The sequence below is a fragment of the Bradyrhizobium sp. UFLA06-06 genome (assembly GCF_054820065.1).
In genome coordinates this window covers 49,447-61,592 of the sequence record NZ_JADFUD010000019.1, presented here as the reverse complement: position 1 = coordinate 61,592, position 12,146 = coordinate 49,447, and the positions used below count along the sequence as shown (strand labels likewise).

The window sequence follows — 12,146 nt, the reverse complement described above, 5'->3', positions numbered from 1 at the left end:
CACTCGGCTGTCGCGCTTTGACGGCTATGGTATAGCCCTGCAACGAGGCGCTGCATGAAACTCATCCACATGAGCGACATCCATCTGACGAGGCCGGGGCGGGCGATCTTTGGTCGCGATCCGCTGCGGAATTTCGATCGCGCGCTCGATCAGGTGCTTGCCGATCATCGCGACGCCGAACTCATGGTGATCACGGGTGATCTTTCCGATCTCGGTGAGCTCGCGGACTATCATTTGCTGCGCGAGCGCCTGAGCGGATTTCCGATCCCGGTGCGGCTTTGCATCGGCAACCACGACCATCGCGCGACGTTTCTCGACGTGTTTCCCGAATGCGCCGACACGGACGGATTCGTACAAGGGGTTCACGACGCTTCCTTCGGCCGCTGCCTGCTGCTCGACACGTACGAGCCGCAGACGGCCGCCGGCAGCTTTTGCCGGACGCGGCAGTCCTGGCTGGAGCGGCAGCTAGCGGAGCATGACGGGCCATTCTTCCTGTTCATGCACCACAATCCATTCCCGACGCATATCGGTCCGCTGGACCGGATCGGGCTGCTCGATGATACCGCGTTCCGGTCGATCGTCGCGAGGCACCGAAGCAAGATCAGGCACATCTTCTTTGGTCACTGCCATTTGGTGCTCAGTGGTTCGGTTGCCGGCGTCCCCACAACCTCGCTGCGTGGAACGAACCACGCCAGCTATCCCGTGTTCGCGGACGTGCTGACCGTTGCCGATCTGCCGGAGGCCTACGGCGTGGCCTTCATGGGCGCTGACTACGTCACCGTGCACATGGTGGAGTTCGGCTACCGCGGCGAAATCCTCAGCGAGGATTCCCTCGACTAGGCTGTCCCCGGGCCCGTCACAACGCGATGAAAGCCCAGCCGTGCAGCCGGATGCTCAATGGACCGCGTCCTGCGCGGTCGAGGCCGGCTTCGCCTCGTCGCCACGCTGGGCCGCAGGCATCAGCCGCTTGCGTTCCCGATCCTGCATGAACTTGTCGTATTCCGGGGTGCCCGGCCGCGGCGGCGCATCCGCCGGCAGGCCGCCGGCCCAGGCTGGAATGGTGTCGGCCATGCCGGCCGAGAGCTTCTGGTTCATGGAACTGCATCCCCCGAGCGCGCCGGCCGCGAGCGTGAGGGCAGTCAGGACAGCGATGGGGCGCGTGACGATTGGCATTGGAAGCAGGATACAGCCCTGGTCTTTATGGATGATGATCTCGGGCGCGACCGTTCGGCTGCAATTGTGCTTGTTTGTTGACATTGCCGCTGCGTTTGTACGATCGTACAAATGAATCGAGCCGGAGCGGCGGCCTTGAATGCGCGAGACCGCTTCTCGCGGAGGCATTGAGTCTTGTGGAGCGATGTTGGTATCATGATACTTGTCTCTGCAGCCAGACCCGATCGCGTCGCGCGCGGCACACGTCCATCGTCCGATTGACAGAGGGCACGGGGAGACGCCTTGTCGCGTTGCGGCTTGGCCGTGCATGCTTGAGTTAAAACAAGGCAAGAGCCGGGACCAAGGCTCGATGCAGAAGAGCGGAAGGGGGAGGGACGTCGATGTTCAATCGTCGCAAAATGTTGCTGTGGGGCGCCGCTTCGGCCCTGCTTCCGGGGTTGTGCGCCAGCATGCCGGCGTGGGCGGACGACGCCGTCAAGATCGGGCTGATCCTGCCGATGACCGGCGGTCAGGCGTCGACCGGCAAGCAGATCGATAACGCCATCAAGCTCTACATGCAGCAGAAGGGCGACACCGTCGCCGGCAAGAAGATCGAGATCATCCTGAAGGACGACGCCGCGGTGCCGGACAACACCAAGCGGCTTGCGCAGGAGCTGATCGTCAACGACAAGGTCAATTTCATCGCCGGCTTCGGCGTGACGCCCGCGGCGCTCGCCGCGGCGCCGCTGGCGACGCAGGCCAAGATCCCGGAAGTCGTGATGGCGGCCGGCACCTCCATCATCACCGAGCGTTCGCCCTACATCGTGCGTACCAGCTTCACGCTGGCGCAGTCCTCCACCATCATCGGCGACTGGGCGGTGAAGAACGGCATCAAGAAGGTCGCGACGCTGACCTCCGACTATGCGCCAGGCAACGATGCGCTGACCTTCTTCAAGCAGCACTTCACCGCCGGCGGCGGCGAGATCGTCGAAGAGGTCAAGGTCCCGCTCGCCAATCCGGACTTCGCGCCGTTCCTGCAGCGCATGAAGGATTCCAAGCCCGACGCGATGTTCGTATTCGTGCCGGCCGGGCAGGGCGGCAACTTCATGAAGCAATATGCCGAGCGCGGGCTCGACAAGAGCGGCATCAGGGTGATCGGACCCGGCGACGTCATGGATGACGATCTGCTCAACAATATGGGCGATGCCGCGCTCGGCGCGGTGACGGCGCATCTCTATTCGGCCGCGCATCCGTCCGCGATGAACAAGGACTTCGTCGCCGCCTACAAGAAGGCGTTCGGCAACCGCCCGGGCTTCATGGCGGTCAGCGGCTATGACGGCATCCATCTGATCTACGAGGCGCTGAAGAAGACCAATGGTGCGACCGACGGCGACAAGCTGATCGAGGCGATGAAGGGCATGAAGTGGGAGAGCCCGCGCGGCCCGATCTCGATCGATCCGGAGACCCGCGACATCGTGCAGAACATCTATATCCGCAAGGTCGAGAAGGTCGACGGCGAGCTCTACAATGTCGAGTTCGCGACCTTCGAGGCCGTCAAGGATTCCGGCAAGACCAAGAAGTGACGCGCGAAAGCGCGTCATTCCGAGGCGCGCAATAGCGCGAACCTCAGATGCGCGATTGCGCATCGGGGGATCTCGAAATAATTGAAGAAGATTCCGGGTTCGGCGCAAGCGCTGCCCCGGAATGACGAGTCACCATCAGGTTTGCCGTCACTCCATGGCCTCTATCCTCACCAACCTGTTCGACGGCGTCGCTTACGGCATGCTGTTGTTCGTGCTCGCCTGCGGGCTTGCGGTGACGCTCGGGCTGATGAATTTCGTCAACCTCGCGCATGGCGCCTTCGCGATGGCCGGCGGCTATATCTGCGCCGTGCTGGTGAATAATTCCGGCTGGCCGTTCTTCGCAGGCCTGCCGCTCGCCTTTGTCGGCAGCGCCGTGATCGGCATTGCGCTGGAGCGCACGCTGTACCGCCATCTCTATAGCCGCAGCCATCTCGATCAGGTGCTGTTCTCGATCGGTCTGGTGTTCATGTCGGTCGCGGCGGTCGACTACATCATGGGATCGTCGCGGGTGTTCATCAAATTGCCGGCGGCGCTGGAGGGCCAGATCGACCTGTTCGGCGTCGGCATCGGCCGCTACCGGCTGATGATCGTCGTGATCTGCGGCTTGCTCACGCTGGCGCTGCAGTTGATCCTCGCCAAGACCCGGTTCGGCAGCCGGCTGCGCGCCGCAGTCGACGATCCGCGCGCGGCGATCGGGCTCGGCATCAACGTGCCGCAGGTGTTCGCCTTCACCTTTGCGTTCGGCTGCGGCCTCGCCGGCCTCGGCGGCGCGTTGAGCGCGGAGATCCTCGGGCTCGATCCGTATTTCCCGCTGAAATTCATGATCTACTTCCTGATCGTCGTCACCGTCGGCGGCTCTTCCTCGATCACCGGACCGTTCCTGGCGTCGCTTTTGCTCGGCATCGCCGACGTCGCCGGCAAGTATTACGTGCCCAAGCTCGGTCCGTTCGTGATCTACACCGTCATGATCGTGATCCTGCTCTGGCGTCCCAACGGCCTGTTCGGCCGTACCGCGGCGCGGTGAGGCGGGCATGACGGCGCTATCAGACGTTTCCACTCACGCGATGGCCAGCGCGCGCTGGCGGATCAGCGAGGTCGCCTTCTGGGCGCTGGCGCTCGCCTGCGCCTTCCTGTTCCCGTCGCGCTATTTGATCATGACCGACATCGTACGGCTCGGTTTGTTCGCGCTGTCGCTCGACCTGATCCTCGGCTACGCCGGCATCGTTTCGCTCGGCCACGCGGCCTTCTTCGGCGTCGGCGCCTATTCGGCCGGCTTGCTGGCGCTGCACGGCATCATCAACGAGCCCGTCATCGCGCTGGTTGCCGCCGGTCTGGTTGCGGCGCTGCTCGGTTTCCTGACCAGCTTCCTCGTCATCCGCGGCGTCGACCTGACACGGCTGATGGTGACGCTCGGCATCGCGTTGCTGCTGGAAGCGCTCGCCGAGCGCTTCTCCAACATCACCGGCGGCACTGACGGCCTGCAGGGCATCGAGATGCAGCCGATCCTCGGGCTGTTCACCTTCGACATGTTCGGCAAGACCGGGTTCTTCTACTCGCTGATCGTGCTGTTCATCCTGTTCCTGCTCGCCCGCCGCGTGGTGCATTCGCCGTTCGGCCTGTCGCTGCGCGCGATCAGGAACAATCCGCTGCGCGCGGCCGCGATCGGCGTGCCGGTCAACCGCCGCCTGTTCGCGGTCTATACGCTCGCCGCCTTCTATGCCGGGATCGCCGGCGCGCTGTTCACCCAGACCACGGCACTCGCCTCGCTCGACGTGTTCTCCTTCGAGCGCTCCGCCGACCTGATGCTGGTGCTGGTGATCGGCGGCACCGGCTATCTCTATGGCGGGCTGATCGGGGCCGTCGTGTTCAAGATGCTGCAGGAGCTGTTTCAGAGCATCACCCCGCAATACTGGCTGTTCTGGATCGGCCTCGTGCTGGTCGTGATCGTGCTGGTCGGCCGCGCGCGCATCCATCGCTGGGTGCTGTTCGTGCCGAACCTGATCATCCGCCAGTTCGCCGGCCGCAAGGCCGCCGTCGCCGTGCCGGAGAGCGACGCGTCATGACGATCGCGCTGGAAACACGAGGCCTCGAAAAATCCTTCGGCGCCCTTCGCGTCACCCGCGATCTTTCGCTGAAGGTGATGCAGGGCGCCCGCCACGCGCTGATCGGGCCGAACGGCGCGGGCAAGACCACCGTGATCAATCAGCTGACCGGCGTGCTGACGCCGAACAGCGGGCGCATCCTGCTCGAAGGCAGCGACATCACCGGTCTGTCCGTGCACAAGCGGGTGCTGCGCGGGTTGTCGCGCACCTTCCAGATCAACCAGCTCTATCCCGACCTGACCCCGCTCGAAACCATCGGGCTTGCGGTCTCCGAACGGTTGGGCCGCGGCGGCGACTGGTGGCGACGGATGGGGACCCGGAGCGACGTCAATGCCGAGATCGCCGATATCCTGTCGCGCTTCCATCTGCTCGACGTGATGACGGAGTTCACCTCGACCTTGCCCTATGGCAAGCAGCGCCTGCTCGAGATCGCGGTCGCGATCGCCGCGAAGCCGCGGGTGCTGCTGCTCGACGAGCCCGCGGCCGGCGTGCCCGAGAGCGAGCGCCACGATATCCTGGCGGCGGTCGCGGCACTGCCGCGCGACGTCACGGTGCTCCTGATCGAGCACGACATGGACCTCGTATTCTCCTTCGCCGACCGCATCTCGGTGCTGGTCAATGGCGGCCTGCTCACCGAGGGCGCGCCCGACGAGGTCGCGCGCGATCCGCAGGTGAGGGCGGTCTATCTCGGCGAGGCGGCCGATGCCTGATCTTCTTTCCATCCAGGGCCTGCGTGCCGGATACGGCGAGGCGGTGGTGCTGCCCGATATGTCGCTGGCGCTTGCGGAGGGCCAGGTGCTCGCGCTGCTCGGCCGCAACGGCACCGGCAAGACCACGCTGATCAATTCGATTGTCGGCATCGTCAGGCGCCTCAGTGGCAGCGTCGCGCTCGCAGGCCACGACATCACGGCGATGCGGCCCGACCAGCGCGCCCGCGCCGGGATCGGCTGGGTACCGCAGGAGCGCAACATCTTCCGCTCGCTGACGGTGGAGGAGAACATGACCGCGGTGGCGCAGCCCGGGCCGTGGACGGTCGAGCGGGTCTACGAGATGTTTCCGCGGCTGCAGGAGCGGCGCCGCAATTTCGGCAACCAGCTGTCCGGTGGCGAGCAGCAGATGCTGGCGATCGGCCGCGCGCTGACCCTGAATCCGAAAGTGCTGCTGCTCGACGAGCCGACCGAAGGCCTCGCGCCGATCATCGTTGAGGAATTGTTAAAAGCGATCGGAACCATCACGCGCTCGGGCGGCATCTGCTCGATCATCGTCGAGCAGAACGCGCAAAAGATTCTGGGGCTTGCCGACCGCGTTGTGATATTGGAACGCGGCACGATCGTGCATGATGCCGCAAGCAGCGCGCTGAAGGCCGATCCCTCCGTCCTCGAGCGCCACCTCGGCGTCTCCGGGGCCAAGGCACATTAGAAGGCACATTAGAAGGCACACTGGAAACGTCCGGGAGTTGACCATGCAGCGAACCAAGCCTCCGTTCCGCGCCGACGAGGTCGGCAGTCTGTTGCGGCCGCCGAAGATCAAGGAGGCGCGCGCCAGATTGGAGAAGGGCGAGATCTCGGCCGACGAGCTGCGCAAGGTCGAGGACATGGAAATCGAGAAGGTCGTGCACAAGCAGGCCTCGGTCGGCCTGAAGCTTGCGACCGACGGCGAGTTCCGCCGCTCCTGGTGGCACTTCGATTTCCTCAGCCACCTGACCGGCTGTGAGCTGTTCCATCCCGACATGGGCATCCAGTTCGCCGGCGTGCAGACCCGGCACGACGCCATCAGGGTGATCGGCAAGCTGGATTTCTCCGATCATCACCCGATGCTCGATCACTTCCGCTTCCTGAAGAAGTACGCCGACCAGGCGCATGTCACGCCGAAGATGACGATCCCCTCGCCGGCGGTGCTGCATTTCCGCGGCGGCCGCAAGCTGATCTCGAAGGAAGTCTATCCGGACCTCGAGGAATTCTATCAGGATCTCGGCAAGACCTACCGCAAGGCGGTCAAGGCGTTCTACGATGCCGGCTGCCGCTATTTGCAATTCGACGACACGGTGTGGGCCTATCTGTGCTCGCAGGAGGAATTGCAGAAGTCGCGCGACCGCGGCGACAATCCGGACGGTTTGCAGGAGATCTACGCCCGCGTCATCAACTATGCGATCGCCGACCGTCCGTCCGACATGGTGATCACGACCCATGTCTGCCGCGGCAATTTCCGCTCGACCTGGATCTCCTCCGGCGGCTACGAGCCGGTCGCCGAGACCCTGCTCGCCGGCACGAATTACGACGGCTACTTCCTCGAATATGATTCCGACCGCGCCGGCGGCTTCGAGCCGCTGCGCTTCCTGCCCAAGGGCAACAAGGTCGTGGTGGTCGGCGTCATCACCTCGAAGTTCGGCGAGCTCGAGAAGAAGGACGACATCAAGCGGCGGCTGGAGGAGGCATCCAGATTTGCCCCGATCGAGCAGCTCGCGGTGTCGCCGCAATGCGGCTTTGCCTCGACCGAGGAAGGCAACATCCTCTCCGAGGAAGAGCAGTGGGCCAAGCTGCGGCTCGCGGTCGAGGTCGCGAACGAGGTGTGGGGGAAGTGACGCGCTAGCGTCATTCCGGGATGGTGCGCGAGCACCAGGCCCGGAATCTCGAGATTCCCCGGGGCACAATTGCGCCCCTGAGGTTCGACGCTGCGCGTCGCCCCGGAGTGACGCTGTCCCGTCGCACCATCATTGCTCCGCCAGGTAGACCTCGCCGAGCAGCGACGAGTTCGACCACGGCACCTGCTTGCCCTTGGTCGCGGCGACGACCTCGGCGCGGACCCGCGTCAGCATCTGCTGCACCTCGAGGCCGGGCGTGCCGACATGGCGCGACAGCGCCGCCGAGAACGGGCTGTTGGCGCCTTCGCCGTCGAGCGCGACCTGGCCCGGCGCGGTCGCAAACGCGATCAGCGTGCCGGCGCCGAGCGTCGAGCCCGATCCGAGCGAGGCGGGCGCGGCAAGGCCGGAGCCCGCTTCGATGCCGCGGCTTGGACCCGCGGAGGCCTGCTGCGGCGCCATCGGATTGTTACGGCAGGCATCGAGGATCAGGATGTTGGTGCGGATCTGGTCGTCGAGCCCGGCCATGATGGTGTCCATGTCGACCATCGCGTCGGTGGCGCGGCTGCCTGCCTTGAACTCGATATCGACCGGCACGAGATAGTTGCGGCCGTCGACCTGCACGCCGTGACCGGCATAGTAGACCACGGCGATCTGCGACCGCGCCGCCTCGCGCAGGAAATCGTTGATTGTCTTCTGCATCGTGCTGCGATCGAGATCGAGCCCCTCGGAGACGGTGAAGCCGATGTCGCGCAGGCTCCTGGCGATGGCGCGCGCATCGTTGGGCGGATTGGGCAGCGCCTTGACATGCGCATAGGCGCCGTTGCCGATCACCAGCGCGACGCGCCGGCCGGTTGCTGCCGCCCGGACCGGCGCGGCGGGCGGGGCCGGTGCCGTGACGGAAGCGGCCGGTGGCGCGGCCGGGCTGCTCTCGGCGGCCGGCGCCGCCGCGGTCTTGCGCGGTGCCGCGTCGGCCTCCTTGAGCAGTGCGAGTCGCACTTTCGCGGTGGCCTGGTTGGCCTTGCTACCGGCATCGGACGCCACGCCTTCGAGCACCGAGGCGTAATCTTCCTTGGCATGCGCAGCATCACCCTTCGCTTCGTAGCTGAGGCCGCGCTGGGTATAGGCCGAGATCAGCACGCTGCCGGGCGGCGTCATGATGTTGACGGGCGCTTTGGCCTTGGCGAGCCGGATTGCCTCCGACGTGTCCGCAATCGCGCGCTCGATCTCGCCCTTGGCGCGCCAGATCACCGCGCGGCTGATCAGCGGCTGCGGCAGCGACGGGTCGATCCTGACCGCCTCGTTGATGTCGGCGAGCGCGCCGTCGAGATCGCCGAGCGCCCGCTTCGACGCGCCGCGGTTCTGATAGGAGAAGGCTGACTTCGGACCGGCCTTGATCGCAGCGTCATAGTCGGCGATCGCCTTGGCGTAGTCGCCCTTGCTGCGATAGGCGTTGCCGCGGTTGTGGAAGATGATGCCGCTCGGCGGCCCCATGCGCAGCGCATCGTTGAAGTCGGCGATCGCGATGTCGTACTCGCCCTTGTCGAAATAGGCCGAGCCCCGGAGATTGTAGATAGCGGTGCTGGGCTTGAGGCGCAGCGCCTCGGTGGCGTCGGATATCACCTGGGCGTAGTTGCCCTTCTTGTTCCAGCCGACCGCGCGCCAGAAATAGATGGTCGCGAGCCTCTCGCCGGAAAACACCTTCAGCGCGATGATCTTGCTGCAGGCGTCGATCATCTGGTCGGCCGGCGTGGTCTCGGTCGTGCAGAGCGGGCCGAGCTGGGAGCGCGCCTGGGCCAAACAGGGCGCCGACCAGAGCAGAGCGGCCAGGAGGGCGGGGATCAGGAGCAAGCGGCGCATCGGTCATCCGGGGGTAAAGCCGTCATGGCGATCGACGACGGCAGGGCGGTCCAAGAGACGGTCCAGGGGGGCGGTCCTGACTGTTTGGTGATCGGGCAGCAGAGGGGGGTTCAACTGGTGGGAAAATGGTGATAACACGCTGTCAGTCATCATTTCTGCCCACTTCCGTCCCACTCGCCGCTGCCCACCCCAGGCGCCATGAAGAACGACGAAATCCTCAGCCAGATCACGGATTTCTGCCGCCGCTCCGACATGGCGGAGACGACGTTCGGCCGCCGTGCCGTCAACGACGGCAAGCTGGTGTACCGGCTGCGCGAGGGCAAGCGCATCACCATCGATACGCTCGACCGCATCAACGCCTTCATCGCGACCTCGACGCCGGGCGGCGTGGCGCCGCCGCGTGGCCTCGTGGTGCCGCCGGAAAAGCGCGATCCACGGGGCAATTTCCGGTTCTTCGAGAACCGCCAGCGTTACCTGCTGTTCGTCCACACCTGCAGCGAGAAGCGAGTGATCGCCGACCGGGTCGCGCTGGAACTGGCGGCCATCCACCCGCGGCCGCCGGCGCTGCGGGTGTTCGATGCCGGAATGGGCGACGGCACGGTGCTGGCGCGGGTCCTGCGCGCCATGCATGGCCGCTTCCCACATATGCCGTTCTATGTCGCCGGCAAGGAACTGAGCCTCGAGGACGTCCGCCTCACCCTCGACAAGGTCCCTGACCGCCTGTTCGAGCATCCGGCCAGCGTCTTCGTGTTCACCAACATGTATTACGCCGAGGCGCCCTGGCTGACGCCGAAGAACTCCGCGGCGGCCGCCAGCATGATCTGGCACGAGGTGCCGCTCCGCGGGGCGTCCTCGGGTGAGTTCGAGGCCCAGATCGCCGAACTCGGTCCATTCCTGGAGCAGAACTGGCGGGCCAATCTCAGCCCCGGCAATGCGATGCCGATCTATGAGCGGCCGGTGGCGCTGGTCCTGTACCGCGACGATCACCGGTTCCTGCTCGATTCCATCATTCCGCGGGCCGGCCGCACCGAAGCCAATTTCGATCTTGTGATCGCCTCGCAACCGTACCGTGCCAAATCCTCGGTGAACTTCCGCGCCAAGCGGATCATCGCGCCGCTGGCCCGCGCGCTGCGCGGCGGCGGGCGGCTGATAGGAATCCACTCCCACGGCGGCGACCCCGGACTTGAAATCATTCAAGCGGTCTGGCCCGGAGAAAATCCTTTCGCCGTCAGCCGTCATGAGATACTGCGCGCGGTGAAATACGAACTGGGCTCCGCCGGACGCGAGCTGAACTTCAACGCCTACGCCGATAACCGTTCGATCTTCCGATATGATATGGAAGCGCTGCCCAATGAGGTAACCGGCTCGATCGGAACCTCGACGGCCTTTGCTGCGTGGAATGCGGCGGTGTATGTCGCGCAGATCGAAGATGAGCGGTTGACCGAAACGACCGAAAACGGACGAGCTCTCGAAGCCACACGCGAAGTTCTCCGCAAACACAACGGGCTGTGGTTCTACGACGAATCCTACGTCATCTCGCGGCGACGAGACTGACATGCCGGGGACATATTCACCAACCAACGTCGGACTTCGACTTAACAAGGGGTTTGCTTGATGCGCGCGTCTTACCTGTTCACCAGCGAGTCGGTCTCGGAAGGCCATCCGGACAAGGTCTGTGATCGTATCTCGGATGAGATCGTCGATCTGTTCTATCGCGAGGGACCGAAAGCGGGCATCGACCCGTGGCAGATCCGCGCGGCGTGCGAGACGCTCGCGACCACCAACAAGGTGGTGATCGCCGGCGAAACGCGCGGCCCGAGCTCGGTCACCAACGACCACATCGAGAGCGTGGTTCGCTCTGCAATCAAGGACATCGGTTACGAGCAGGACGGCTTCCACTGGAAGAACTGCGACATCGAGATCCTGCTGCATCCGCAGTCGGCCGACATCGCGCAGGGCGTCGACGCGCTGCAGCCGGGCGAGGTCAAGGAAGAGGGTGCCGGCGACCAGGGCATCATGTTCGGTTACGCCACCAACGAGACGCCGGACCTGATGCCGGCGCCGATCTTCTACGCCCACAAGATCCTGCGGCTGATCTCCGAAGCGCGCCACTCCGGCCGCGAGAAGGTGCTGGGCCCGGACTCCAAGAGCCAGGTGACCGTGCAGTACGAGAACGGCAAGCCGGTCGGCGTCCGCGAGATCGTGGTCTCGCATCAGCATCTGGTCGAGGACCTGTCGTCCAAGCAGATCCGCGACATCGTCGAGCCCTATGTCCGCGAGGCGCTGCCGAAGGAGTGGATCAGCGACAAGACGATCTGGCACATCAATCCGACCGGCAAGTTCTTCATCGGTGGTCCCGACGGCGACTCCGGCCTGACCGGCCGCAAGATCATCGTCGACACCTATGGCGGCGCGGCTCCGCACGGCGGCGGCGCGTTCTCCGGCAAGGATCCGACCAAGGTCGACCGCTCGGCCGCCTATGCCGCGCGCTATGTCGCCAAGAACATCGTCGCGGCCGGTCTCGCGGACCGCTGCACGCTGCAACTCGCCTATGCGATCGGCGTGGCGCGTCCGCTGTCGATCTACATCGACACCCACGGCACCGGTAAGGTGTCGGAGGATCAGCTCGAGAAGGCGGCGGCCAAGGCGATGGATCTGACGCCGCGCGGCATCCGCAGCCATCTCGATCTCAACCGCCCGATCTACGCGCGCACCTCGGCCTACGGTCATTTCGGCCGCACGCCCGACAATGAGGGTGGCTTCTCCTGGGAGAAGACCGATCTCGTCGAGCAGCTGAAGCGCGCGCTCTGATACTTGCGTCATTCCGGGGCGCTCGCGAGAGCGAGCGAACCCGGAATCCCTAATCATCAT

At 65.0% G+C, this 12,146-nt stretch carries 11 protein-coding genes; 9 read left to right on the top strand and 2 right to left on the bottom strand.

All coding sequences use genetic code 11. The features are described from left to right. Positions 1-54: 54 nt before the first annotated feature. Positions 55-840 carry a phosphodiesterase gene (locus IF803_RS18150; RefSeq protein WP_461192999.1) on the top strand — a complete coding sequence of 262 codons (786 nt, stop codon included), beginning with the start codon at positions 55-57 and terminating at the stop codon, positions 838-840. A 54-nt stretch (positions 841-894) separates the two neighbouring features. On the opposite strand, the gene IF803_RS18145 is transcribed toward IF803_RS18150, so the two are convergent. Continuing rightward, positions 895-1,095, bottom strand: coding sequence for a hypothetical protein (locus IF803_RS18145; protein ID WP_420888139.1), 201 nt, complete (start codon positions 1,093-1,095; stop codon positions 895-897). A gap of 458 nt (positions 1,096-1,553) precedes the next feature. Between IF803_RS18145 and IF803_RS18140 the strand changes: the two genes are divergently transcribed. The 6 genes from IF803_RS18140 (at position 1,554) to IF803_RS18115 (ending at position 7,418) form a co-directional block, all read left to right on the top strand. After that, positions 1,554-2,735, top strand: a complete 1,182-nt coding sequence (locus tag IF803_RS18140) for an ABC transporter substrate-binding protein (protein ID WP_461192998.1) — start codon at positions 1,554-1,556, stop codon at positions 2,733-2,735. Between the two features lie 154 nt (positions 2,736-2,889). Then, positions 2,890-3,759: a branched-chain amino acid ABC transporter permease gene (locus tag IF803_RS18135; protein ID WP_028341590.1), complete on the top strand. Its 870-nt coding sequence runs from the start codon at positions 2,890-2,892 to the stop codon at positions 3,757-3,759. 7 nt (positions 3,760-3,766) lie between these two features. Beyond that, positions 3,767-4,798: a branched-chain amino acid ABC transporter permease gene (locus IF803_RS18130; protein WP_461192997.1), complete on the top strand. Its 1,032-nt coding sequence runs from the start codon at positions 3,767-3,769 to the stop codon at positions 4,796-4,798. Then, positions 4,795-5,547, top strand: a complete 753-nt coding sequence (locus IF803_RS18125; protein WP_461192996.1) for an ABC transporter ATP-binding protein — start codon at positions 4,795-4,797, stop codon at positions 5,545-5,547. Before IF803_RS18130 ends, IF803_RS18125 begins: the two co-directional genes overlap by 4 nt. Next, a complete protein-coding gene (locus tag IF803_RS18120; RefSeq protein ID WP_461192995.1) occupies positions 5,540-6,256 on the top strand; it encodes an ABC transporter ATP-binding protein in 717 nt (238 codons plus the stop codon). The genes IF803_RS18125 and IF803_RS18120 overlap by 8 nt, the downstream gene beginning before the upstream one ends. A gap of 43 nt (positions 6,257-6,299) precedes the next feature. Next, entirely contained in the window at positions 6,300-7,418 is a 1,119-nt protein-coding gene (locus IF803_RS18115) for a cobalamin-independent methionine synthase II family protein (protein WP_461192994.1), read from the top strand. 129 nt (positions 7,419-7,547) lie between these two features. Here the strand turns inward: IF803_RS18115 and IF803_RS18110 are convergent, their stop codons facing one another. After that, complete coding sequence (locus tag IF803_RS18110) at positions 7,548-9,275, bottom strand: caspase family protein (RefSeq protein ID WP_461192993.1); 1,728 nt, start codon at positions 9,273-9,275, stop codon at positions 7,548-7,550. 198 nt (positions 9,276-9,473) lie between these two features. Here IF803_RS18110 and IF803_RS18105 point away from each other — a divergent pair, with 198 nt between their 5' ends. Continuing rightward, positions 9,474-10,829 carry a hypothetical protein gene (locus IF803_RS18105; protein WP_028341596.1) on the top strand — a complete coding sequence of 452 codons (1,356 nt, stop codon included), beginning with the start codon at positions 9,474-9,476 and terminating at the stop codon, positions 10,827-10,829. 60 nt (positions 10,830-10,889) lie between these two features. Further along, complete coding sequence (metK, locus tag IF803_RS18100; RefSeq protein ID WP_028338318.1) at positions 10,890-12,086, top strand: methionine adenosyltransferase; 1,197 nt, start codon at positions 10,890-10,892, stop codon at positions 12,084-12,086. Positions 12,087-12,146 lie beyond the last annotated feature (60 nt).

What these genes read in the sequence shown, in the direction of transcription:
- IF803_RS18130 (WP_461192997.1), top strand. Translation starts at nt 3,767, where the DNA reads ATGACGGCGCTATCAGACGTTTCCACTCACGCGATGGCCAGCGCGCGC.
- IF803_RS18135 (WP_028341590.1), top strand. Translation starts at nt 2,890, where the DNA reads ATGGCCTCTATCCTCACCAACCTGTTCGACGGCGTCGCTTACGGCATG.
- IF803_RS18120 (WP_461192995.1), top strand. Translation starts at nt 5,540, where the DNA reads ATGCCTGATCTTCTTTCCATCCAGGGCCTGCGTGCCGGATACGGCGAG.
- IF803_RS18140 (WP_461192998.1), top strand. Translation starts at nt 1,554, where the DNA reads ATGTTCAATCGTCGCAAAATGTTGCTGTGGGGCGCCGCTTCGGCCCTG.
- IF803_RS18110 (WP_461192993.1), bottom strand. Translation starts at nt 9,275, where the DNA reads ATGCGCCGCTTGCTCCTGATCCCCGCCCTCCTGGCCGCTCTGCTCTGG.
- IF803_RS18145 (WP_420888139.1), bottom strand. Translation starts at nt 1,095, where the DNA reads ATGAACCAGAAGCTCTCGGCCGGCATGGCCGACACCATTCCAGCCTGG.
- IF803_RS18115 (WP_461192994.1), top strand. Translation starts at nt 6,300, where the DNA reads ATGCAGCGAACCAAGCCTCCGTTCCGCGCCGACGAGGTCGGCAGTCTG.
- metK (WP_028338318.1), top strand. Translation starts at nt 10,890, where the DNA reads ATGCGCGCGTCTTACCTGTTCACCAGCGAGTCGGTCTCGGAAGGCCAT.
- IF803_RS18125 (WP_461192996.1), top strand. Translation starts at nt 4,795, where the DNA reads ATGACGATCGCGCTGGAAACACGAGGCCTCGAAAAATCCTTCGGCGCC.
- IF803_RS18150 (WP_461192999.1), top strand. Translation starts at nt 55, where the DNA reads ATGAAACTCATCCACATGAGCGACATCCATCTGACGAGGCCGGGGCGG.
- IF803_RS18105 (WP_028341596.1), top strand. Translation starts at nt 9,474, where the DNA reads ATGAAGAACGACGAAATCCTCAGCCAGATCACGGATTTCTGCCGCCGC.